This is a genomic window from Klebsiella sp. 141251 (assembly GCF_050600725.1).
Lineage (GTDB): Bacteria > Pseudomonadota > Gammaproteobacteria > Enterobacterales > Enterobacteriaceae > Klebsiella > Klebsiella aerogenes.
In genome coordinates this window covers 434392-455748 of sequence record NZ_JAQIRG010000004.1, presented here as the reverse complement: position 1 = coordinate 455748, position 21357 = coordinate 434392, and the positions used below count along the sequence as shown (strand labels likewise).

25 protein-coding genes are annotated in these 21357 nt (G+C 56.7%); 9 read left to right on the top strand and 16 right to left on the bottom strand.

Annotated features, from left to right (window positions below; translation table 11 throughout):
* Positions 1-131: 131 nt before the first annotated feature.
* Genes trmB through PGR09_RS12510 form a run of 3 tightly spaced genes read left to right on the top strand, consistent with a single transcriptional unit; the run spans position 132 to position 1947 of the window.
* Positions 132-851, top strand: coding sequence for a tRNA (guanosine(46)-N7)-methyltransferase TrmB (trmB, locus tag PGR09_RS12520; protein ID WP_045392086.1), 720 nt, complete (start codon positions 132-134; stop codon positions 849-851).
* Positions 851-1177, top strand: a complete 327-nt coding sequence (locus PGR09_RS12515) for a YggL family protein (RefSeq protein WP_015369722.1) — start codon at positions 851-853, stop codon at positions 1175-1177. Before trmB ends, PGR09_RS12515 begins: the two co-directional genes overlap by 1 nt.
* Before the next feature lie 50 nt (positions 1178-1227).
* Positions 1228-1947: a DUF2884 domain-containing protein gene (locus PGR09_RS12510; protein ID WP_032709145.1), complete on the top strand. Its 720-nt coding sequence runs from the start codon at positions 1228-1230 to the stop codon at positions 1945-1947.
* 46 nt (positions 1948-1993) lie between these two features.
* On the opposite strand, the gene PGR09_RS12505 is transcribed toward PGR09_RS12510, so the two are convergent.
* The 8 genes from PGR09_RS12505 to PGR09_RS12470 all read right to left on the bottom strand — a co-directional run bounded on the left by PGR09_RS12505 (position 1994) and on the right by PGR09_RS12470 (position 8767).
* A complete protein-coding gene (locus tag PGR09_RS12505) occupies positions 1994-3241 on the bottom strand; it encodes a sugar ABC transporter permease (RefSeq protein WP_047044097.1) in 1248 nt (415 codons plus the stop codon).
* Positions 3242-3245: 4 nt separating this feature from the next.
* Positions 3246-4055: an ATP-binding cassette domain-containing protein gene (locus tag PGR09_RS12500; RefSeq protein WP_004181271.1), complete on the bottom strand. Its 810-nt coding sequence runs from the start codon at positions 4053-4055 to the stop codon at positions 3246-3248.
* Between the two features lie 59 nt (positions 4056-4114).
* Positions 4115-5161, bottom strand: coding sequence for an ABC transporter substrate-binding protein (locus PGR09_RS12495; RefSeq protein WP_045392084.1), 1047 nt, complete (start codon positions 5159-5161; stop codon positions 4115-4117).
* A 292-nt stretch (positions 5162-5453) separates the two neighbouring features.
* A complete protein-coding gene (gene hemW, locus PGR09_RS12490) occupies positions 5454-6593 on the bottom strand; it encodes a radical SAM family heme chaperone HemW (protein WP_348877259.1) in 1140 nt (379 codons plus the stop codon).
* Positions 6586-7179 carry an XTP/dITP diphosphatase gene (locus tag PGR09_RS12485; protein ID WP_430916195.1) on the bottom strand — a complete coding sequence of 198 codons (594 nt, stop codon included), beginning with the start codon at positions 7177-7179 and terminating at the stop codon, positions 6586-6588. The genes hemW and PGR09_RS12485 overlap by 8 nt, the downstream gene beginning before the upstream one ends.
* 12 nt (positions 7180-7191) lie before the next feature.
* Positions 7192-7482 (bottom strand): DUF167 family protein YggU, encoded by a 291-nt coding sequence (gene yggU / locus PGR09_RS12480; RefSeq protein WP_015369728.1) that lies wholly within the window; start codon positions 7480-7482, stop codon positions 7192-7194.
* Positions 7479-8045 (bottom strand): YggT family protein, encoded by a 567-nt coding sequence (locus PGR09_RS12475; protein WP_015369729.1) that lies wholly within the window; start codon positions 8043-8045, stop codon positions 7479-7481. The genes yggU and PGR09_RS12475 overlap by 4 nt, the downstream gene beginning before the upstream one ends.
* Positions 8046-8062: 17 nt before the next feature.
* Positions 8063-8767 (bottom strand): YggS family pyridoxal phosphate-dependent enzyme, encoded by a 705-nt coding sequence (locus PGR09_RS12470; RefSeq protein WP_430916194.1) that lies wholly within the window; start codon positions 8765-8767, stop codon positions 8063-8065.
* Between the two features lie 16 nt (positions 8768-8783).
* Between PGR09_RS12470 and PGR09_RS12465 the strand changes: the two genes are divergently transcribed.
* Positions 8784-9773, top strand: a complete 990-nt coding sequence (locus tag PGR09_RS12465) for a type IV pilus twitching motility protein PilT (protein WP_047044086.1) — start codon at positions 8784-8786, stop codon at positions 9771-9773.
* A 341-nt stretch (positions 9774-10114) separates the two neighbouring features.
* Complete coding sequence (locus tag PGR09_RS12460) at positions 10115-10768, top strand: LuxR C-terminal-related transcriptional regulator (RefSeq protein WP_047078911.1); 654 nt, start codon at positions 10115-10117, stop codon at positions 10766-10768.
* A gap of 363 nt (positions 10769-11131) precedes the next feature.
* Here PGR09_RS12460 and ruvX read toward each other — a convergent pair whose 3' ends face one another.
* The 8 genes from ruvX to metK all read right to left on the bottom strand — a co-directional run bounded on the left by ruvX (position 11132) and on the right by metK (position 18382).
* The gene (ruvX, locus tag PGR09_RS12455; RefSeq protein WP_015369733.1) at positions 11132-11548 is read right to left on the bottom strand and encodes a Holliday junction resolvase RuvX; all 417 of its coding nucleotides are present in this window, start codon (positions 11546-11548) and stop codon (positions 11132-11134) included.
* Entirely contained in the window at positions 11548-12111 is a 564-nt protein-coding gene (locus PGR09_RS12450; protein WP_045392076.1) for a YqgE/AlgH family protein, read from the bottom strand. Before PGR09_RS12450 ends, ruvX begins: the two co-directional genes overlap by 1 nt.
* Positions 12112-12241: 130 nt before the next feature.
* Entirely contained in the window at positions 12242-13192 is a 951-nt protein-coding gene (gene gshB, locus PGR09_RS12445; protein WP_045392071.1) for a glutathione synthase, read from the bottom strand.
* A gap of 48 nt (positions 13193-13240) precedes the next feature.
* Entirely contained in the window at positions 13241-13972 is a 732-nt protein-coding gene (rsmE, locus tag PGR09_RS12440) for a 16S rRNA (uracil(1498)-N(3))-methyltransferase (RefSeq protein ID WP_015369736.1), read from the bottom strand.
* 88 nt (positions 13973-14060) lie between these two features.
* Positions 14061-14768 carry a deoxyribonuclease I gene (endA, locus tag PGR09_RS12435; RefSeq protein WP_045392065.1) on the bottom strand — a complete coding sequence of 236 codons (708 nt, stop codon included), beginning with the start codon at positions 14766-14768 and terminating at the stop codon, positions 14061-14063.
* Between the two features lie 94 nt (positions 14769-14862).
* Entirely contained in the window at positions 14863-15363 is a 501-nt protein-coding gene (locus PGR09_RS12430) for a SprT family zinc-dependent metalloprotease (RefSeq protein ID WP_047044079.1), read from the bottom strand.
* 78 nt (positions 15364-15441) lie between these two features.
* Positions 15442-16836: a sugar porter family MFS transporter gene (locus tag PGR09_RS12425; protein ID WP_045379571.1), complete on the bottom strand. Its 1395-nt coding sequence runs from the start codon at positions 16834-16836 to the stop codon at positions 15442-15444.
* 391 nt (positions 16837-17227) lie between these two features.
* The gene (metK, locus tag PGR09_RS12420; RefSeq protein ID WP_004149807.1) at positions 17228-18382 is read right to left on the bottom strand and encodes a methionine adenosyltransferase; all 1155 of its coding nucleotides are present in this window, start codon (positions 18380-18382) and stop codon (positions 17228-17230) included.
* Between the two features lie 136 nt (positions 18383-18518).
* Between metK and PGR09_RS12415 the strand changes: the two genes are divergently transcribed.
* The 4 genes from PGR09_RS12415 to speA all read left to right on the top strand — a co-directional run bounded on the left by PGR09_RS12415 (position 18519) and on the right by speA (position 21297).
* Positions 18519-18791 carry a hypothetical protein gene (locus PGR09_RS12415; protein ID WP_152906363.1) on the top strand — a complete coding sequence of 91 codons (273 nt, stop codon included), beginning with the start codon at positions 18519-18521 and terminating at the stop codon, positions 18789-18791.
* 170 nt (positions 18792-18961) lie between these two features.
* The gene (locus tag PGR09_RS12410) at positions 18962-19111 is read left to right on the top strand and encodes a hypothetical protein (protein WP_418269008.1); all 150 of its coding nucleotides are present in this window, start codon (positions 18962-18964) and stop codon (positions 19109-19111) included.
* 84 nt (positions 19112-19195) lie between these two features.
* Positions 19196-19312, top strand: a complete 117-nt coding sequence (gene yqgB / locus PGR09_RS12405; RefSeq protein ID WP_015369741.1) for an acid stress response protein YqgB — start codon at positions 19196-19198, stop codon at positions 19310-19312.
* An 8-nt stretch (positions 19313-19320) separates the two neighbouring features.
* Entirely contained in the window at positions 19321-21297 is a 1977-nt protein-coding gene (gene speA, locus PGR09_RS12400; protein WP_020077953.1) for a biosynthetic arginine decarboxylase, read from the top strand.
* Positions 21298-21357: the final 60 nt, after the last annotated feature.

Here is a 21357-nt window from a genome sequence, read left to right as displayed (position 1 = left end):
CGGCTCCGGAATCGCGATTACAGGGTGGCAGATTGCAGCACAAGGGCGAGTGGCTGTAAACCCTTGCATCCGCCGGGTAACTTTGGATAATGCCCGTTTTCCGAACACATTCACAAGCAGACTTAACTTTTATGAAAAACGACGTCATTTCTCCGGAATTCGATGAAAACGGTCGCCCGCTGCGCCGTATTCGTAGCTTCGTCCGTCGCCAGGGCCGCCTGACGAAAGGGCAGCAGCATGCGCTGGATAACATTTGGCCGGTGATGGGCGTTGAATTCAACGATGCGCCGCTCGATTTCGCCGCCCTGTTTGGCCGCGAAGCGCCGGTCACCTTAGAAATTGGTTTCGGCATGGGCGCCTCGCTGGTGGCGATGGCGAAAGCTAAACCGGAGCAAAATTTCCTCGGTATTGAAGTGCACTCGCCGGGCGTCGGCGCATGCCTGGCGTCCGCGGAAGAAGAAGGCGTACAAAATCTGCGCGTAATGTGTCACGATGCGGTCGAAGTGCTGCACACGATGATCCCGGATAACTCGCTGAATATGGTGCAGCTGTTTTTCCCTGACCCGTGGCATAAAGCGCGTCATAATAAACGTCGTATCGTGCAGCCGCCTTTCGCCGAGCTGGTAAAAAGCAAGCTGAAGCTGGGCGGCGTCTTCCATATGGCGACCGACTGGGAAGCCTATGCCGAGCATATGCTGGAAGTAATGTCTTCGCTGGAAGGCTATCGTAACCTGTCGGAAAGTAACGATTACGTACCGCGCCCGGAATCGCGCCCGGTAACCAAATTTGAACAACGTGGCCATCGTCTTGGCCACGGCGTATGGGACTTAATGTTCGAGAGGGTGAAATAATGGCCAAGAATCGTAGCCGTCGTCTGCGTAAAAAAATGCATATCGACGAGTTTCAGGAGTTAGGTTTCTCCGTAGCCTGGCGTTTCCCGGAAGGGACCAGCGAAGAGCAGATCGACCAGACGGTCAACGATCTGATCGAAGAGGTCATTGAGCCGAATAAACTGGCCTTTGACGGCAGCGGCTATCTCTCGTGGGAAGGGCTCATCTGCATGCAGGAAATCGGTAAATGTACCGAAGAGCATCAGGCCATCGTTCGTAAGTGGCTGGAAGATCGTAAATTAGCGGATGTGCGCACCAGCGAACTTTTTGACGTCTGGTGGGACTAAGTTTGACAAGGGTCGGCAATTGCCGGCCCGATTTGTCTTAAGGGAGTAAAATGATGCGCAAAACGCTGCTGGCGGTGGCGCTTTCCGTCACCGCTTTGTCTGCCCACGCGGACTACCAGTGTAGCGTCACGCCGCGTGACGATGTGATCCTCAGCCCGCAGCAGGTGCAGGTGAAGGGGGAAAACGGCGATCTGGTGATTAAGCCGGACGGCAATCTGACTTTTAACGGTAAAGCCTATGCCCTTAGCGCCGCCCAGCGCGAACAGGCGCAAGATTATCAGGCCGGTCTGCGCAGCAGCCTGCCGTGGATTGACGACGGCGCGCGCTCGCGCGTCGAGAAAGGCCGCAAGGCGCTGGATAAAATCATCACCGAGCAGGTCGGCGCCAGCAGCAGTATGCATAGCCGCCTGACCAAGCTGGACGCGCAGCTGAAAGAACAGATGAACCGCATTATCGAACGTCGCAGCGATGGCCTGACTTTCCACTATAAAGCTATCGACCAGGTTCGCGCCGATGGCCAACAGCTGGTGAATCAGGCGATGGGCGGCATTCTGCAGGACAGCATTAACGAGATGGGCGCCAAAGCGGTGCTCAAAGGCGGCGGCAATCCGCTGCAGGGCATTCTCGGCAGTCTTGGCGGCCTGCAAACCGCAATCCAGGATGAGTGGAAAAACCAGGAAGCGGATTTCCAGCAGTTCGGCAAAGATGTCTGTAGCCGGGTGGTCTCGCTGGAAGAGAGCCGCAAAGCGCTGGTTGGCTCATTAAAATAATCAAGATTTCGCGGCCCGCATACCTTTGGGCCGCGCTCTTCTCCACTCAGGCCCGACCGTGCGACACGCGTGAACGGCGAGCCAGAGAATCAATGATGACCGCAATCGCCAGTACCGCGCCGGTTATGATATAGCGCAGCGATGACGGCAGGTTCAACAGCGTCAGCCCATTTGAAATCGACTGAATCACGATGATCCCCAATAGCGCGGACCAGGCGCTGCCGCGTCCGCCGAACAGGCTGGTGCCGCCGATCACCGCCGCGGCGATGGCGTTGAGGTTGACGTCGCCGGTGCCGGCCTGCTGGCTGGCGGAGGCCAGTCGTGACGCCGCGAGAATGCCGCCGAAGGTCGCAAGCGTGGTACACAGGACGAAAGCGCTCACATAAATCGCCCGTACGTTAATCCCCGAACGGCGCGCCGCTTCACGGTTGCCGCCGACCGCGAACATTGAGCGGCCCCATTTTGTCCGTTTCAGCGCGTAGTTGAGGATCATCACGCAGGCGACGAAGAGACCGAAAATCCACGGAATACCGCGCCCCTGATTGAGGTAAAGCACCGCGGCCTCGAAGATAATCGTCAGCGCGATCGCGCGCGCCAGTAGCGAGCTGACTCCCTCGGCGGAAAGATTGGCCGCCAGGCGCCGCGAGCGTTTTTTCAGGCCAAAGACAATAATCGCCAGCCCCGGCAGCAGCGCCATCAGGTGTGAGAACCAGCCGGGCATCACCAGCAGTTGGCCAAAGCGTACCAGCGGCGACGTGTAGGGCAGGTTAATGCTGCCGCTCGGCCCGAGGATATACAGCTGCATGCCCAGCAGCGCCAGCAGGCCGGCGAGGGTGGCGACGAAACTCGGCATCCCGACGCGGTTATACAGCAGCGCGTAGACCAGCCCGACGGCCACGCCGCAGGCCAGCGCCACGGCGATGGCTCCCGCCAGCGGCCATCCTGCGTTCACCCACAGCACACCGACGATAGCCGATGCCAGGCCGCTCATCGAGCCGACCGACAGGTCTATCTCGCCAAGCATCAAAACGCAGACGATGCCGAGCGAGATAAACCCGACCGTCGCGCAATCAAACAGCAGGTTCACCAGGTTATTCGGCGCGATATAGACCGGATTGAGGAAGGTGAAGACCAGGGAAATCACAATCAGCCCGGCGATCACCGGCGCGGTGCCGAGATCGCCGGTTTTGATGCGGGTTATCTGCGCGCGCAGGGCGCCGAACAGGCCCTCGTCGTGACGAACGCGCTCATCGCTGCGGTCCAGCGCGGTGTGGGATGCGGTCTTACTGTTCATAAAATTACATCGCTCCGGAAGTCGTGGGCTGTGATTTACGTTCAACCCGGCGTGAGACGGCGTTTTCCGTCGCGCCGGTGATCGCGGCGACCAGATCCTGATTAGAAGCATCGGGCGTGAAGATCCCTTTGTTGCGCCCGAGACGCAGCACCACGATACGGTCGGCGACGGCGCGAACGTCTTCCATGTTGTGACTGATGATGATGACACCAAGCCCGCGCTCGCGAACGCGCTCAATCAGGTTGAGCACTTCCGCGGTCTGCGCGACGCCCAGCGCCGCGGTAGGCTCATCGAGCATGATGATTTTAGGATTCAGCAGCAGCGAACGGGCGATGGCGACGGTCTGCCGCTGGCCGCCGGAAAGCGATGCCACCGGTTCGCGTACTGATGGAATTCGTGCCGCCAGCTCCTGCAGTAGCGTCCAGGCTTTCACTTCCATCGCTACTTCATCAAGCTGGAACGGCGAAATTTCATGGCCCAGAAACAGGTTTGCCACCACATCAAGGTTTTCGCACAGCGCCAGATCCTGAAACACCGTGGCAATACCGTATTCCAGCGCTTTGCCGGGGCTATCGAGGGTGACAGGGTTGCCGTCAAACTCAATGGTGCCGGAGGTCGGCTGGTGGACGCCGGCGAGGATCTTCACCAGCGTGGATTTGCCCGCGCCGTTGTCGCCGACCAGCGCGACCACCTCGCCGGCGTGGACTTCTAATTCGATATCCGTCAGCGCCGACACCGCGCCAAAATGTTTAGAGACGTTGCGCAGTTGCAGTATTGGCCGCCCGGCGGCGGAGTTGTGTTGTTGTTGCGGCATACAAAACGACCTCAATAATGGCGAAATCACGCCCGCCGCGGCGGGCGCAGGGTCACAGGTTACTTGCTGATGCCTAACTTCTGGCAGGCGGCGGCGTATTCGCCGCTACACACCTGATCCCAGGTCTGGATTTTTTTATCGAAGATTTCCGCTTTGATGTTTTTGGCGGTCACCACTTCCGGGGTAAATAGCTGGGAAGGGGTGTTGTACAGGGTGGTGCTGGCCTGCGGTTTTTTGCCCTGAATAAAATCAACCGCCACTTTGGCCGCCGCTGCGGCAACGATCTCCGATGGCTTGGAGATGGTGTTGTACTGGTCGCCGGCGATGATCAGCTGCAGCGCGGCGATAGTGGCGTCATTGCCGGTGACCGGCGGCAGCGGCTGGACGCCGGCAGCTTTAAAGGCGGCAATCGCCCCGCCGCCGGTACCGTCGTTCGCCGCGACCACGCCCTTAATTTTGTCGCCAAAGCGGGTAACCTGCCCGGCGGTCCACTCCTGGGCTTTCGGCGGCGCCCACTCCGGGGTGTCGAATTCGGCCAGCGTTTTGTAACCGGACTCTTTCAATCCGCGATGGATACCGTCACGGATCAGCCCTGCGGCGGCATCGGTTGGCGAACCGTTAATTTGCAGCACCCCGGCGTCCTGCGGCACGCCACTCGCTTTCAAATGGTCGGTGAGAGATTTCGCGATGGCGTAGCCAATGCCCTCGTTATCAAATGAGACGTAGAAATCGGCCGGTTTGTTTGGCACCGGGCGGTCATAGGCAATGACCTTGACCCCCTGCGCCTGGGCGTTTTCGACCAGCGCGGCGGCGGCGGAAGAGTCAACCGGATCCAGGACGATCACTTTCGCCCCCTGGGCGATTACAGAGTTGAACTGCTGCTGCTGGAGCGACGCGTTGGCGTTGGCATTCTGATAGATGACCTTACATTCCGCGCAAAGCTTGCTCATTTCCGCCTTAAAACCGGGGAAGTCGTGCTGCTCATAGCGGGTAGAGGCCTGATCGGGCATTAAAAAGGCCACGGTGGCGGACTCTGCAGACCAGGCTGAAGCCGTGACGGTGCCGGTTAGTGCGGCGAGTGTGATAAATATATTACGGTAATTCATTGTGTTACCCTCTTTTTTATAGGCTTAAGCCCGCCGGGTTGCGCCGACGTTACAGAGACTTTTTTTAATCAGAGTTACCAATAATTCACATGTAGGATACGTCGGTTTTACATTTGCTCAACCGATGAAGCAGGATTACCACTGCGCAAAAAATGAGTCAAGAAAAGGAAAAAAGTCGATCGGATTTTGTGATTCGCAGCAAATAAGCGAACAAAAAAACGCCAGTCGATTTGACCGTAGCGGGAGAGGATGTAGGGGGAAGATACGGGCGACGATGCGCCGCCCGCAGGGATTATTCTTCGCTGAGGAACAGCTCCAGCAGCGAATTTAAAAACAGCTTACCGTGCTCGGTAATCTGCCAGTTTTGCGCATCTTCCAGCAGATAGCCTTCGGCGATGGCGGCATCGATTTGCGGACGGATAACCTGCTCATCAAGTCCGGTATACAAGCTGAACTCCGCGCGCGGCGCGGCCTCCAGCAGGCGGAAGCGGTTCATAAAGAACTCGAACGGTTTATCCGCCGCCTCCACGTCGTGCTGACGCTCCAGGTAACGGCCTTCCATGTAGCCGCGCGGATGACGGGTTTTCGCCGTACGCAGAATACGGCCATCGGGGAAGGTCACTTTGCCGTGCGCGCCGCAGCCGATACCCAGGTAATCGCCAAAGCGCCAGTAGTTGAGATTGTGCTGGCACTGATAGCCTGGTTTGGCGTAAGCGGAGGTCTCGTACTGCTGATAGCCTGCGGCGCGCAGCAATTGATGTCCCTGTTCGAAAATATCCCACAGCGCATCGTCATCCGGTAACACCGGCGGACGCGAACCAAACAGCGTGTTCGGTTCAATAGTCAACTGATACCACGACAGATGCGGCGGATTCAGCGCGATCGCCTGGCGTAAGTCATCCAGCGCTTCTTCCAGCGACTGGTCCGGCAGGCCATGCATTAAATCGAGGTTAAAGCTACGCAGCCCGAGGCCGCTCGCCAGCCGCGCCGCGCGTTTTGCCTCTTCCGGGCCGTGAATACGTCCCAGACGCTGCAATTTGGGCTCGCTAAAGCTCTGCACGCCGATGGAGATACGGTTGACGCCGGCACGCTGATAGTCAACGAAGCGATCGGCCTCCACGGTCCCCGGATTGGCTTCCATGGTAATCTCCGCATCCGCCGCCAGCGGCAGGCAGGCGCGCACGCCATCAAGCAGGGTTTTCATCGCCGGGCCGGAAAGCAGGCTCGGCGTACCGCCGCCGATAAAAATAGTCTTAATTTCACGTCCCTGTGCGTATGGCGCATCGTGGCGCAGATCGGCAAGCAGGTGCTGGACGTAGTCGTCGTGCGGCACTTCGCCCTTTAACGCATGCGAATTGAAATCGCAGTACGGGCACTTCTGCACGCACCACGGGATATGAATATAAAGACTCAGAGGCGGCAAATTAGCCATTACGTAATGCTTCCAGTAACAGTTTCAGCGCCTGCCCGCGGTGGGAAATGGCGCTTTTCTCTTCACGGCTCAGCTCCGCCGCGGTTTTACCCTCGGACGGTACAAAGAAAATTGGGTCATAGCCAAAGCCGCCGTTACCTGCCGCCTGGCGAGTAATCACGCCCGGCCAGCTGCCGTGGCATACCAGCGGCGTCGGGTCTTCGGCATGACGCAGATACACCAGCACGCAGTGGAACTGGGCCTGACGTTGCTCATCGGGCACATCCTGCAGAGCATCCAGCAGCTTTTCCAGATTCTGCTGGTCGCTGGCGTTTTCACCCGAGTAGCGAGCGGAGTAAATTCCCGGCGCGCCGCCCAGCGCATCCACCGCCAGACCCGAATCGTCGGCGATGGCCGGCAGGCCGGTGACCTGCGCGGCGTGACGCGCTTTGAGGATCGCGTTTTCGATAAAGGTCAGGCCGGTTTCTTCGGCGGAATCGACCCCAAGCTCGGTCTGGGCGATGACGTCGAGACCAAAATCTTCCAGCAGCGAGGCCAGCTCGCGAACTTTACCGGCGTTGCCGGTAGCGAGTACAACTTTTTGCATATTCAATCCTGTTTAGTCAGTCAGCGCCGCGACGGCGGGCGGGATCTGCTGCGGGTGAATGATTTTTACCTGTTTATGACGGCCCAGTTCGCCTTTTTCGATAAGCACCTGGCTTTTCGCGACGCGGAACTGTTTAGCGAGATATTTTACCAGATGGGCATTTGCCTGGCCGTCGACGGGTGGGGCGGTGATGGCGACTTTGAGCTCGTCGCCATGCAGACCAACAAGGCTATCGCGGCTGGCCTTTGGCTGAATATACAGCCTGAGCACCAGCCCGTCAGCACAGACTTCAACGGCACTCATAGCGCCATCCACAGCCCCGGAAGCAGGACATTGCCGGTAGCTTGCAGCAGCTCGGCGATCCCCATATTAATCACGTACAGCAGCAGCACCAGCACCATCGGCGAAAAGTCGATGCCGCCCATGGATGGCAGAAGGTTGCGAATCGGGCGCAGCAGCGGGTCGGCCAACTGCATCAGCACGTATTCCACCGGGCTGCGACCCTGACTTACCCAGCTCATAATAGCCATCAGCAGCAGCACCCAGAAAATCAGCGAACCGATGGTTTTCAGCAGGATCAGCACCGCGGCAATCCAGATAATCGGCTGGAAGGTGACTACCATAAACAGCACGATCGCCTTGATAACGCAGAGCACGAAGGCGACCAGCAGGGAGGCGCTATCCAGCGGCCCCATTGCCGGGATAATCCGGCGCAGTGGCCCGACGATAGGCTGGGTGGCTTTCACCACGAACTGCGAAAACGGATTGTAAAAGTCGCAGCGCGCCCACTGCATCCAGACGCGTAACAACATGACCATTGTGTAGAGTTCAATGACCGTTGAGAGCAGGAAGGTCAACGTCTTCATGGCGTTCCTCAGATTCCTTATTTTTTGCTGTAGTCGCGCGCGCCGAAGATTGCGGTCCCGATGCGCACCATAGTGCTTCCCGCCGCGATAGCGGCTTCCATGTCATCCGACATGCCCAGAGAGAGCGTATCAACCGAAGGGTAGAGCGTTTTCAGTTGCGCGAATGCTACCGCCATTTGTTGGGCGACGGCAAACTGCCTTTCATACTCTGACTCTGGCGCCGGAATGGCCATTAACCCGCGAAGCTGGAGGTTCGGTAAGGCGGCGACACCGGCGGCTAAAGCGTCAAGCTCCGCCAGCGGGATCCCGGATTTACTCTGTTCATCGCTGATGTTGATTTGAATCAGCACGTTCAGCGGCGCTAGATCCGCCGGACGTTGTTCGCTCAGGCGGGTGGCGATTTTCAACCGGTCGACGGTGTGGCACCAGTCAAAATGTTCGGCCACCAGCCGGCTTTTGTTAGACTGCAACGGGCCGATGAAGTGCCATTGCAGACCGCTGACGCCCGCGTGCTGGAAATAGCGGATTTTATCCACCCCTTCCTGGACGTAGTTTTCGCCGAATGCCCGCTGTCCTGCGGCCATTGCTTCTTCGATAGCGCTCGCAGGTTTGGTTTTACTCACTGCAAGCAACGTAACTTCTTCTGGAGCGCGGCCGCAGCGGGCGGCAGCGCCTGAGATTTTATCCCGGACCTGTGCCAGGTTATGCGCAATATCGTTCATATTCCGAGGATCAGTTATGGAGCTGGAAGAAATCGTGGCCCTTAGTGTAAAGCATAACGTCTCCGATCTACACCTGTGCAGCGCGTATCCGCCGCGCTGGCGTCGTTTGGGAAAGCTTGAGCCTGCGCCCTTTACTTCGCCGGATGTTGAGAAAATCCTCACTCGCTGGCTTAACGACCCACAGCTGGCGCAGTGGCGTGCCGATGGTCAGGTTGACTTCGCTTTGGCCCTCCCGAACGGGCCTCGGCTGCGCGCCAGCGCTTTTGCCCACGCGCGCGGCCTGTCGCTTGCTTTGCGTCTGTTGCCGCAGCAATGCCCGCAGTTGGTTGATTTGGGCGCGCCCGCCGCGCTTAGCGAACTGCTAAATGAAGAGAGTGGTTTGATCCTGGTTACCGGCGCTACCGGTAGCGGCAAATCGACCACCCTGGCGGCGATGGTGGACTACCTCAATCAACATCGCCATGGTCATATTTTAACCCTTGAGGATCCCGTGGAGTTTATTCACGCCAGCAGAAACTGCCTGATCCAGCAGCGCGAAATCGGCCGCCATTGCTCCTCTTTCGCGGCGGCGCTACGCGTGGCGCTGCGTCAGGACCCGGACGTCATCTTATTAGGCGAGCTGCGCGATAGCGAAACCATCCGCCTGGCGCTGACCGCAGCCGAAACCGGGCACCTGGTGATGGCGACGCTGCATACCCGCAGCGCGGCGCAGGCCATCGAGCGGCTGGTGGATGTGTTTCCAGCGGAAGAAAAAGAGCCGGTTCGTAGCCAGCTGGCAGGGAGTTTATGCGCCGTGGCGGCGCAAAAATTGTTGCCAAATGCTTCTGGCGGCCGGGTTGCGCTATACGAACTTTTAGTGAACACGCCGGCGGTGGCAAATTTGATCCGCGAAGGGAAAACGCATCAACTACCCGGCGTGATGCAAACCAGCCAGCAGGCTGGGATGCAAACCTTTGCGCAGAGTTTTCAACAACGTGCAGCGGCAGGTGAGTTATCCCCCTCGTAGTGATGAAACTAAGATGGTATTCATTAAATTGTTAATTCAGTGTTCAATTAATGTTTTGATAAATGTTTTTATAATACAAATAAGTGGTACGACCTAAGCCTAAATAATGAATGTTATGACAGCGGGCTTACATTTACCCCGCTTAACCAGGAAAAAAGTGGGATTACCTTTTGACACTTTTGCGGGGTTCGATTTATGCTGTTTGCGGGAATAGGAAGATTCTCATGAAATGATGTTTCAATAACCAAAATGTATTTGAAAATATAAATACATTATTGAACGTTTAATTTTCAGTTAATTTAACCGCTAAGATGGCGGGGCACTGCTAAGGAGAGTTTCAAGTGATTAATTTATCGGAGAATTTACTGCATTCGCGTCAGGTGACTTTCATTACTCATCCGTCCATTCAGAGTAATGCATTTGCGACGTGGTTGACTGAGAAGCTATCCGTAAACGTAACTCTGCATAATATCAACAAACCGCTAACTCAACGCCTGGCAAAAGATTCCGTAATATTGTTTGATATTGCTGTTTCCAATAAGAAATTGAATAGCGTGTGGCGAGATATTATTCGCGTACAGGCAGATAATCCGCGTTTGTTGATTATCAATAGCGCGCAAAAGTATGAGTTGTACGAAATGGCGCAATGGCCTGCGTTATATGGCGTATTCCGTCATGACGATGACCAATCGCGCTTAATTGAGGGCGTCAAAGCCGTATTAAACGGTGAACAGACGGCTGAATTGAGCGTGATGCACCCGGCGCTGTATTCTGCGGATCAGGTTGCGGCGCCGACGGAGAATTCACCGTTGACCGAACGTGAATGTGAGATCCTCAACGAGCTGCGCTGCGGCGCAACAAATATGGATATCGCACGCGCGCTGTTCATCAGCGAAAACACCGTTCGTACCCATCTGTACAATGTGTTCCGTAAGCTGAGCGTGAAGAACCGTACCCAGGCGGTGAGCTGGGCGAATGAACATCTGCGTCACTGATTGCCCGGCGGGGCTACGCTTGCGCGGGCCTACGGGTGATGCCAGCGAGGGGGTGTAGGCCGGGTAAGGCGAAGCCGCCACCCGGCGCGAAAGCGGCTCCGCGTCCGCTGCCATGATTGCCCGGCGGGGCTACGCTTGCGCGGGCCTATGGGTGATGCCAGCGAAGGGGTTGTAGGCCGGGTAAGGCGAAGCCGCCACCCGGCGCGAAAGCGGCTCCGCGTCCGCTGCCATGATTGCCCGACGGCGCTACGCTTGCGCGGGCCTACGGGTTACTCCAGCGGGGGTTTTGTAGGCCGGGTAAGGCGAAGCCGCCACCCGGCGCAAACGCGAATCTATGCTTCGCTTTCATCCCAGAGCTACCGATCAGTATCCCTGTTCGAAATAGCTTTCGAGGATAACCACGGCAGAGGCGGAATCAACGCTGCCTTTATTGAGCGCGCGAAAACCACCGTGTTCGAACAGCCCGGCGCGGGCTTCGACGGTGCTTAAACGCTCGTCGTGGAGAGTGATTTTTACGCCGAAGCGGCCATGAATTTTATTGGCGAAGTTACGTGCGCGCGCGGTTAGCGGTTGTTCAGTGCCGTCCATGTTCAGCGGCAGGCCGACAATCACCGCTTCCGGCTGCCACTCTTTCAGCAGCTTTTCGATGATGTTCCAGTCCGGTTTGCCGTCCTGCGCCTTCAGCGCCGGGAGCGGACGCGCCGTGCCGGTAATGCGCTGCCCAACGGCGACGCCGATGCTTTTGGTGCCAAAATCAAAACTCAGAAAGGTACCGCTCATTATGCATGCCCCGCGTCGGCAGGCATCGTCACGATATCGATACCGATAAGTTTGGCCGCTTCGCGCCAGCGATCGGCAATCGGCGTTTTAAACAAAATATTCTGATCGGCCGGCGCGGTAAGCCAGGCGTTATCGAGAATTTCCTGCTCCAGTTGCCCTTTTTCCCACGACGCGTAGCCCAACGCGACCAGCACGTTGCTCGGTTGTTTATCGGTACCGAGAGTTTCCAGCACGTCGCGTGAGGTGGTAATCACCGTGTTGTCGGAGATACGGATGCTGGAGGAAAAATCAGACGGCGGCGTATGCAGGATAAAACCGCGATCCTCCGCCAGCGGGCCGCCGACCATCACCGGTTTATCCAGGCGAATTTCCGGGTTGCGCGCCACCGGCGCGATTTTCAGTTTTTCCAGGATCCCTTCCACCTGCAAATTTTCCAGCGGCTTATTGATGATAATGCCCATGGCGCCATCGTCGTTGTACTCGCAGATATAGACGACGGAGCGACGGAAAAGAGGGTCCTGTAGCGCAGGCATGGCAATCAGAAAGTGATGCTGTAAATTCATTGTCAGAGGTTCTGTTCCTGGTTTAAAAAAACAACACCCAGTATGCGGGTAAAGTAGAAACGTGTCGATGCACTTTATTTTACCGGCGCCGGAAGACGCCTGGCGGGCGGGCGTTTGCCCGCCCCAGTACTTATTTATTGATACGTTTTTCGATAGCGTCCATTAGCATGCCGGTAATCGACACGTCCGGGAAAGCGGCTTCGATTTCGCGCACGCAGGTCGGGCTGGTAACGTTAATTTCGGTCAGGCGATCGCCGATGATATCCAGGCCGACGAAGATAAGGCCTTTGGCTTTTAGCGTCGGGCCGACGCGGCGGGCAATTTCCCAATCGCTTTCGGTCAGCGGACGCGCTTCGCCACGGCCGCCGGCGGCCAGGTTGCCGCGCGTTTCACCGCCCTGCGGGATACGCGCCAGGCAGTATGGCACCGGTTCGCCGTCCACAACCAGCACACGTTTGTCGCCGTCTTTGATGGCAGGCAGGTAATTCTGCGCCATGCAGTAGCGGCTACCCAGTTCGGTCAGGGTTTCGGAAATGACGCCGAGGTTCGGATCGCCCGCTTTCACGCGGAAGATTGAGGCGCCGCCCATACCGTCCAGCGGTTTGAGAATGATATCGCCGTGTTTCTCCCAGAACGCTTTCAACTGGGCTTTATTACGGGTCACCAGCGTTTCCGGGGTGAGTTCGGAGAACCAGGCGGTAAACAGCTTTTCGTTACAGTCGCGCAGGCTCTGCGGCTTGTTGACGATAAGCGTACCTTTTTCTTCGGCGCGCTCGAGAATGTAGGTGGCGTAGATAAACTCGGTATCGAACGGCGGGTCTTTACGCATCAGGATAACGTCGAGATCCGCCAGCGGAAGATCCTGTTCGCCGGTGAACGCGTACCATTTGTCGTAATTCTGCTCGACGCTCAGCGTGCGCGTACGGGCGCGGGATTCGCCGTTGATGAGGTACAGGTCGTTCATCTCCATATAATGGAGTTCATAGCCGCGACGCTGCGCTTCCAGCAACATCGCGAAGCTGGTGTCTTTTTTAATGTTGATGGATGCGATAGGGTCCATCACGATGCCGAGCTTGATCATTGTTCTCTCCATTAGCGCTGTCGTGTTTGCGGATCGTTGCGCCAGATTTTAGCCCAGATCGCCAAAACGCACCTGCAGCGCGGTGATGGCGGTGAGCGCGGTAGTCTCAGTACGCAGAACGCGCGGTCCCAACAGGATATCAGTAAACTGGTAGCGAGCGGTCATCGCTATCTCTTCCGCCGACAGGCCGCCTTCCGGGCCAATCAGCAGGCGAACACGTTCAACCGGCAGCGGCAGCGTATTGATACTGGCGCTGGCGCGCGGGTGCAGGTTGAGCTTGAGGCCGTTTTCTTCCTCGGCGCACCAGGCTTCCAGCTGCATCGCCGGGCGTATTTCCGGCACGATGTTACGGCCGCTCTGTTCGCAGGCGGCAATAGCGATTTTCTGCCATTGCTGAATCTTCTTCTGCAAGCGTTCGGCATCCAGTTTAACGCCGCAGCGCTCGGAAAACAGTGGCGTTATGAGGCTTACGCCAAGTTCGATCGATTTCTGGATGGTGAATTCCATTTTTTCGCCACGTGACATCACCTGGCCGAGATGGATATGCAGCGGAGATTCACGATCGTCGATCTGGCCGCGGATAACCTCGACCATGACGTTTTTCTTGCCCGCTTCGGTGATGACCGCGTCGAAAACCTGATTGCTGCCATCAAATAGCTGTATTTCCTGGCCTTTGCTCATGCGCAGGACGCGGCCAACGTGGTTGGCTGCGTCTTCGCTGAGGGCGATGTGGCTGCCGGGGGTAATGCGTTCCGGGTGGTGGATGCGGGGGATGCGCATGCTTGATATTCCGTTCTTCGCGCAGATTGCGCCTTCCCCTCGGCGGAGAAGGCGGCGGCTGCAAATTAACAATTGCCGCTAGTGTAGGTTAGCTCTTTTGCGCCTGGCAAGCCTGCTGGACGTAAGGATTATGGTTGCCCTGAACTTTGGCGATTCGCTCATCGCGCTCGCATTCCCAGGAGGTCACCGGATACTGCTTATCCCAGGCGGTAAATAGCTGGGTTTGCTGGCGGGAAAGATTTAGCTGATAGCGGTCGCGCATATAGAAGTAGGTGCGGGCGATCGAGCCGCGGGCGCGTACTGGCGGTTCGGCGACTTTATCTTTGAAATCGACCTTCATGGCGCATTGACCATACTGTCCATCGCCGCCGTTCCACTGGCTGTACATAAAGTTGCCGCGATCGCCATTGACCTCGCCGACCGCAGGCTGCAGGTTATGCATATCGCTTTCCATTTTGCGGTATTCCGGATCTTTGGCGCAGTTTTTACGCCCGCCATCCTGCCAGCACTGGCGCTGGTGGCCGAACTGCCATGCCGGGACCACATGTTCCCATTCGACCCGGCTGGCGCGGTTCTCATTTTTACGCACTTTGTAGCCGCAAGATTCCAGATCGATAACGCCTTTTTTACCCTGCCAGTCGATTTTACAGCCGCAATAAAAGTCGCCGGGGACGTCGGCATTCACTTTTACGCCAGCGGCTTTCGCTTGGGAAAAACTATTAATACCAGCGGCCGCAAGCTGGCCGCTGGCTGCCACGCTGAATAACGCGACGGCGAAAACATACATACGGGACATCGTAAACTCCGTGTCAAAACGAGCCCGCAACGTAGCGAATGAGGGTGTCAGATGCAATCAGTCAGATCAGAAAGTTTCTAATTAATTCCAGTGGTTACTTTTCGGCCACCAGCAGATCGCCGCAGCGAACGCAGCGGTAAGTGGCTTCACCGCGCACCACGCGGTTATGGCGACGGACGGTGAGCTGATGCTGCTGGCACTGGCAGCGATAGGAGAAGGTGTTCTGGCGGACTGAATCGAGCTCAAAGCGATGGGTGCGGCGGGCGGGGACGCCCAGCACGGCCTCCATCATCCATTTCCACTCTTTGCCGTGCGGCGCGACGCGGCCAAAGTGCTTCCACACCAGTAGATGCGCCAGTTCGTGCGGCACCACTTCATCGATAAACGCCTGCTGATTTTCCAGCAATAGCACTGGATTGAGGCGGATCTCGTTTTTCTCCAGCCACGCGGTGCCGGCGGAGGTGCCGCGCTGCTGATAAACCAGCGTCGGTTCCGCATAGCGGCGTTCCAGCTTGAGATTGGCGGTGGCGAGATGCTCCCGTAGGCTACGCATGACGGCCTGCTGGATAGCGATGGGAATTCGGGGTGTTTTCATAGCGCCAGAGGATAGTGCGCCGCGCGGGGGAGAGCAAGAAGAAGCTTCCTCCCGGATGGGGAGGAAGCACAGAGGGGATTAATCGCGGGCGCCGATTTCGCGCAGCGGACGTCCCTGCATCAGGTTGCGTTCGATATGTTCCAACGAGACGTTTTTGGTTTCCGGAATCAGCCAGATAGTCAGCAGGATAAACAGCACGTTCAGACCGCCGTAGACCCAGAAGGTATTGGCGCTGCCGAGAGAGTTCAGCATGGTCAGGAAGGTGGCGCCGACGATCATATTGGCAATCCAGTTGGTCGCGGTGGAGCAGGTGATGCCGAAATCACGGCCTTTCAACGGCTGGATTTCAGAACACAGTACCCAAATCAGCGGGCCGGCGCTCATCGCGAAGCCGACGATAAACATCAGCAGCATCAGTACCGCGAAGTACTGCGCGGTAGCAGAATGAATACCGATATGCATCATGCTGCCCAGCACGCCCATACCGGCGGCCATCACGATAAAGCCGAGGATCAGCGTCGGTTTACGGCCCCAGCGATCGACCAGGCCGATGGCGATAAAGGTGGCCAGTACGTTGGTCAGGCCGACGATCACCGTGCCCCACATTTGCTCAGTGGTATTGGCATAGCCCGCCAGTTCAAAAATCTTCGGCGCATAGTACATGATGACGTTCATCCCGGTGAACTGTTGCATGATCTGCAGCAGTACGCCGAGGAACACCGCGCGGCGGAAGTTGCTGTTCTCTTTGAACAGCGCCCAGCCGGACTGTTTGACTTTCAGGCTTTCGCGGATTTCATCGAGCTCGCGTTTGGCTTCCGCGCTGGTATCGCGCAGGCGCAGCAGGACGCGCTCGGCATCGACGAAACGGCGTTTAGCGGCAAACCAGCGCGGGCTATCCGGCAGGAAGATTACGCCGATCAGCAGCAGGATTGCCGGGATGATAATCACGCCGAGCATCCAGCGCCACGCGCCGCTGTAGCTGAAGGCGGTGTCAGAGAGGTAGGCGCCGAGGATGCCGATGGTGATCATCAACTGGTACATCGAAATCATACTGCCGCGGATTTTCTCCGGTGCGATTTCCGACAAGTACAGCGGCGCGGTGTAAGAGGCGACGCCAACCGCCAGCCCCAGCAATACGCGGGAAATCAGCAGAATTTCGACGTTCGGCGCGGCGGCGGAAAAGAGTGAACCGGCCACAAACAGGATCGCGCCGATCATCAGGCTTTTTTTACGCCCAAGTTTGAAAGAGAGCCAGCCGCTGCCCACTGCGCCGACGGCGGCGCCGAACATCATGGAGCTGACCACCCACTCCTGGGTGTGTGCGCTGATCTGGAATTCATTAGCAATGAACGGTAAGGCGCCGGCAATAACGCCGATATCAAGGCCGAACAATAAGCCGGCCAGCGCGGCGAGGAAACAGACAAAGAACGTCATCGTCTTGTTTGAACGCCCTTGTTTTTTGTTGTCAGGCATAACGCCCTCCAGTTGAGTGATTGATTCTGTCGCTGCTAAGAGTAGGGCAGTGCCGGACAAAAAAACGTGATTACAATCACGACTGTGTAATCGGTTACACTAAGGTAAAGATATGTAATCAGTAAAAATATATTCAAATCATAGATATAAAAGACAAATATCGCCAATAAGATTGCGCTGAAACGGCAATATTCGACATGTTATGTAACATTGTGAAAAGAGTTCGTGCCTACTGGCAGCTAAAACAATCCCGCCCTTGCGGCATGTATGTAATCGCTTTCATCACGTGGAGGAGGGAAATGGATCAACGATGGTCAAACGTCGGGGAGAGAGATTCAGGGCAACAAAAAGGCCAGCGCGGGGCTGGCCTTAAGCAGTCAAGCGGGGTGGCTTATTTCAGGCCAGCTGCTTCGCGCAGCAGGGCTGCTTTGTCGGTTTTTTCCCATGGGAAATGTTCGCGACCAAAGTGACCGTAAGCCGCGGTCTCTTTGTAGATCGGGTGCAGCAGATCCAGCATCTGAATCAGGCCGTACGGACGCAGGTCGAAGAACTCGCGTACCAGCAGGGTCAGCTGTTCAGAAGGCACTTTTTCGGTGCCGAAGGTTTCGACCATGATTGAAGTCGGTTCAGCGACGCCGATAGCGTAGGAAACCTGAATCTCACAACGGTCAGCAAGGCCTGCGGCAACGATGTTTTTCGCCACATAGCGCGCCGCGTAGGCTGCGGAACGGTCAACTTTAGATGGATCTTTACCGGAGAACGCGCCGCCGCCGTGACGAGCCATGCCGCCGTAGGTATCAACGATGATCTTACGACCGGTCAGACCGCAGTCGCCCATCGGGCCGCCGATGACGAAACGTCCGGTCGGGTTGATGAAGAACTTGGTGGAAGCGTTCAGCCATTCGGTCGGCAGAATCGGCTTGATGATCTCTTCCATCACTGCTTCCTGCAGGGATTTCTGATCGATATCTTCAGCGTGCTGAGTGGAAAGCACAACCGCATCGATGCCGACGATTTTGCCGTCGTCATACTGGAAAGTGACCTGGCTTTTCGCATCCGGACGCAGCCACGGCAGGGTACCGTTTTTGCGAACTTCAGCCTGACGCTGTACCAGACGGTGCGCGTAAGTCACCGGCGCCGGCATCAGCACGTCAGTTTCGTTAGTGGCATAGCCAAACATCAGGCCCTGGTCGCCCGCGCCCTGTTCCAGCGGGTCGGCACGGTCAACGCCCTGGTTGATATCCGGGGACTGTTTACCAATAGCGCTCAGGACGGCGCAAGAGTTGGCGTCAAAGCCCATATCGGAATGCACGTAGCCAATTTCACGCACCGTGTTACGGGTGATCTCTTCGATATCAACCCATGCGCTGGTGGTGATTTCACCGCCAACCAGAACCATGCCGGTTTTGACATAGGTTTCGCACGCTACGCGCGCTTTCGGATCCTGCTCGAGGATCGCGTCCAGCACGGCATCGGAGATTTGGTCAGCAATTTTGTCTGGATGCCCTTCTGATACAGACTCGGACGTAAAGAGGTGTTTTGCCATGTTTTATTTTACCTGTGAGTATTCGTGTAGCTCATACTGTTGTGTAGAGAGGCTTTGTTAGATGACCCTACCAAAGCTTGCAGGTAGTGACACGAGCAGTCTGAGTGTTAATCAGTATAGATGGATTAACTTCTGGATGGCTATTTTAGGTCAGAACTTCATCGCATTTCCACATTTTTTTGACATCGCCCGCATTAATGGAAAAAGCGTGGTGGAAATTTTTCCTGACAACCCCGGCAAGGCGCGTATTTTTATTTTGCATTTTACCCCGCTTCTCGGTATAAAACGCCGCGCGCGGCTCATTAAAAAAGCGCACGAAGCCCCATCTCGTGACGCCACTTCCAGCCGGGTTAAGCACTCTGTTACACAGCGGCGGTTTCGCCGGCTGTACGATATGTATATACCCTAAATAATTTAAGTTGCAGGAAGGCGGCAAGGGCGCGAATTCCCAGGAGCATAGATAACTATGTGACTGGGATGAACGCACGCAGCCAACGCATCTGCAGCTTGAAGTATGACGGGTATAGCTTTGGCTTGTCGCTGGCCTGTTACGGGGCAGTGTGGAGGTGATACCAGATAATGAACCAACGTTTTTCGCCTGATTCGTCGCGTCGTTCTGTCGCGCAATTCTATCCCGCAATCTGCATCTCTTTCGTGCAAACCTGCCGATGTTCTACCCATCTCGGCGCTTCTCAGGATTCCAGGGCCTCCAGGCTTTTTGAAAACTGAACAAGGGCGCTCTTGCGTGAGCAAGGGTTTTCTCGTGGTTTCTCCGGGCTGTCATACCAGCTTCGGGTACGTGTTTTACTATATATGAATAAGAAACCGGTCGCGCAGCTGCAGTGCCAGCACTATCTGCTGGGATTAAAGGCTGTTCATGGGTTGTTATCGCGTCTGTCGACTGCGATAGTAGTTAATATTACAAGTTGAGGTTCGCTATGTCTGACGACATGTCTTTGGGTTCGCTTTCGTCAGCAGGCGAACACGGTGTACTACGTTCCATGCAGGAGGTTGCGATGAGCTCCCAGGAAGCCAGCAAAATGCTACGTACCTACAATATTGCCTGGTGGGGTAATAACTATTACGACGTTAACGAACTGGGCCATATCAGCGTTTGCCCGGATCCTGACGTCCCGGAAGCGCGCGTCGATCTGGCCGAGCTGGTCAAAGCGCGCGAAGCCCAGGGACAACGCCTACCGGCGCTGTTCTGCTTCCCGCAGATCCTGCAACACCGTCTGCGCTCGATTAACGCCGCCTTCAAGCGCGCGCGTGAATCCTACGGTTACAACGGCGACTATTTCCTTGTCTACCCGATCAAGGTCAACCAGCACCGTCGCGTGATTGAATCCTTGATCCACTCCGGCGAACCGCTGGGGCTGGAGGCCGGTTCGAAGGCTGAACTGATGGCGGTGCTGGCGCACGCGGGCATGACCCGTAGCGTGATCGTCTGCAACGGTTATAAAGATCGCGAATACATCCGTCTGGCGCTGGTGGGCGAGAAGATGGGCCATAAGGTCTATCTGGTCATCGAGAAGATGTCGGAAATCGCCATCGTGCTGGAAGAGGCCGCCCGTCTGAACGTGGTGCCGCGCCTTGGCGTGCGTGCGCGTCTGGCTTCGCAGGGATCCGGTAAATGGCAGTCCTCCGGCGGCGAGAAATCTAAATTTGGCCTCGCGGCGACGCAGGTGCTGCAACTGGTCGAGATTCTGCGCGAGGCAGGCCATCTTGAGAGCCTGCAACTGCTGCACTTCCACCTCGGCTCGCAGATGGCCAACATTCGCGATATCGCCACCGGCGTGCGCGAATCGGCGCGTTTCTACGTCGAGCTGCATAAGCTGGGCGTCAATATTCAGTGCTTCGACGTCGGCGGCGGTCTGGGTGTCGATTACGAAGGGACCCGCTCGCAGTCCGACTGCTCGGTGAACTACGGCCTGAATGAGTACGCCAACAATATCATCTGGGCTATCGGCGATGCCTGTGAAGAGAACGGCCTGCCGCACCCGACGGTGATTACGGAGTCCGGCCGCGCGGTGACCGCGCACCACACCGTATTGGTTTCCAATATCATCGGCGTTGAACGCAACGAATACACCGAGGCGACCCCGCCGGCGGAAGACGCCGCGCGTCCGCTGCAGAGCATGTGGGAAACCTGGCTGGAGATGCACGAAACCGGCAACCGCCGCTCGCTGCGTGAATGGCTGCATGACAGCCAAATGGATCTGCACGATATCCATATCGGCTACTCCTCCGGCACCTTCAATCTGCAGGAGCGCGCGTGGGCGGAACAGCTGTATCTGAACATGTGCCATGAGGTGCAAAAACAGCTCGATCCGAGCAACCGCGCCCATCGCCCGATCATCGATGAGCTGCAGGAACGTATGGCGGATAAAATCTACGTCAACTTCTCGCTGTTCCAGTCGATGCCGGATGCCTGGGGTATCGATCAGCTGTTCCCGGTAATGCCGCTGGAAGGGCTGAACAAGTCGCCGGAACGCCGCGCGGTGCTGCTGGATATTACCTGTGACTCCGATGGGGCCATCGATCATTATGTTGACGGCGACGGGATCGCCACCACCATGCCGATGCCGGAATACGACCCGGAGAACCCGCCGATGCTGGGCTTCTTCATGGTTGGCGCCTATCAGGAGATCCTCGGCAACATGCACAACCTGTTTGGTGATACCGAAGCGGTAGACGTTTTCGTTTTCCCTGATGGTAGCGTTGAGGTTGAGCTCTCCGATGAGGGCGATACGGTGGCTGATATGCTGCAGTACGTCCAGCTGGATCCGAATACGTTGCTGACCCAGTTCCGCGATCAAGTGAAAAATACTGGTCTCGACGCCGAGCTGCAGCAGCAGTTCCTTGAAGAGTTCGAAGCGGGGCTATACGGATATACTTATCTTGAAGATGAGTAATTAAGAGCCCTCTGCGGAAAGGCCGGTTTAGATTCATAAACCGGCCTTTTTTATAAATGA

What these genes read in the sequence shown, in the direction of transcription:
- trmB (WP_045392086.1), top strand. Translation starts at nt 132, where the DNA reads ATGAAAAACGACGTCATTTCTCCGGAATTCGATGAAAACGGTCGCCCG.
- PGR09_RS12515 (WP_015369722.1), top strand. Translation starts at nt 851, where the DNA reads ATGGCCAAGAATCGTAGCCGTCGTCTGCGTAAAAAAATGCATATCGAC.
- PGR09_RS12510 (WP_032709145.1), top strand. Translation starts at nt 1,228, where the DNA reads ATGATGCGCAAAACGCTGCTGGCGGTGGCGCTTTCCGTCACCGCTTTG.
- PGR09_RS12505 (WP_047044097.1), bottom strand. Translation starts at nt 3,241, where the DNA reads ATGAACAGTAAGACCGCATCCCACACCGCGCTGGACCGCAGCGATGAG.
- PGR09_RS12500 (WP_004181271.1), bottom strand. Translation starts at nt 4,055, where the DNA reads ATGCCGCAACAACAACACAACTCCGCCGCCGGGCGGCCAATACTGCAA.
- PGR09_RS12495 (WP_045392084.1), bottom strand. Translation starts at nt 5,161, where the DNA reads ATGAATTACCGTAATATATTTATCACACTCGCCGCACTAACCGGCACC.
- hemW (WP_348877259.1), bottom strand. Translation starts at nt 6,593, where the DNA reads ATGGCTAATTTGCCGCCTCTGAGTCTTTATATTCATATCCCGTGGTGC.
- PGR09_RS12485 (WP_430916195.1), bottom strand. Translation starts at nt 7,179, where the DNA reads ATGCAAAAAGTTGTACTCGCTACCGGCAACGCCGGTAAAGTTCGCGAG.
- yggU (WP_015369728.1), bottom strand. Translation starts at nt 7,482, where the DNA reads ATGAGTGCCGTTGAAGTCTGTGCTGACGGGCTGGTGCTCAGGCTGTAT.
- PGR09_RS12475 (WP_015369729.1), bottom strand. Translation starts at nt 8,045, where the DNA reads ATGAAGACGTTGACCTTCCTGCTCTCAACGGTCATTGAACTCTACACA.
- PGR09_RS12470 (WP_430916194.1), bottom strand. Translation starts at nt 8,767, where the DNA reads ATGAACGATATTGCGCATAACCTGGCACAGGTCCGGGATAAAATCTCA.
- PGR09_RS12465 (WP_047044086.1), top strand. Translation starts at nt 8,784, where the DNA reads ATGGAGCTGGAAGAAATCGTGGCCCTTAGTGTAAAGCATAACGTCTCC.
- ruvX (WP_015369733.1), bottom strand. Translation starts at nt 11,548, where the DNA reads ATGAGCGGTACCTTTCTGAGTTTTGATTTTGGCACCAAAAGCATCGGC.
- PGR09_RS12450 (WP_045392076.1), bottom strand. Translation starts at nt 12,111, where the DNA reads ATGAATTTACAGCATCACTTTCTGATTGCCATGCCTGCGCTACAGGAC.
- gshB (WP_045392071.1), bottom strand. Translation starts at nt 13,192, where the DNA reads ATGATCAAGCTCGGCATCGTGATGGACCCTATCGCATCCATCAACATT.
- rsmE (WP_015369736.1), bottom strand. Translation starts at nt 13,972, where the DNA reads ATGCGCATCCCCCGCATCCACCACCCGGAACGCATTACCCCCGGCAGC.
- endA (WP_045392065.1), bottom strand. Translation starts at nt 14,768, where the DNA reads ATGTCCCGTATGTATGTTTTCGCCGTCGCGTTATTCAGCGTGGCAGCC.
- PGR09_RS12430 (WP_047044079.1), bottom strand. Translation starts at nt 15,363, where the DNA reads ATGAAAACACCCCGAATTCCCATCGCTATCCAGCAGGCCGTCATGCGT.
- PGR09_RS12425 (WP_045379571.1), bottom strand. Translation starts at nt 16,836, where the DNA reads ATGCCTGACAACAAAAAACAAGGGCGTTCAAACAAGACGATGACGTTC.
- metK (WP_004149807.1), bottom strand. Translation starts at nt 18,382, where the DNA reads ATGGCAAAACACCTCTTTACGTCCGAGTCTGTATCAGAAGGGCATCCA.
- PGR09_RS12415 (WP_152906363.1), top strand. Translation starts at nt 18,519, where the DNA reads ATGGCTATTTTAGGTCAGAACTTCATCGCATTTCCACATTTTTTTGAC.
- PGR09_RS12410 (WP_418269008.1), top strand. Translation starts at nt 18,962, where the DNA reads ATGAACCAACGTTTTTCGCCTGATTCGTCGCGTCGTTCTGTCGCGCAA.
- yqgB (WP_015369741.1), top strand. Translation starts at nt 19,196, where the DNA reads ATGAATAAGAAACCGGTCGCGCAGCTGCAGTGCCAGCACTATCTGCTG.
- speA (WP_020077953.1), top strand. Translation starts at nt 19,321, where the DNA reads ATGTCTGACGACATGTCTTTGGGTTCGCTTTCGTCAGCAGGCGAACAC.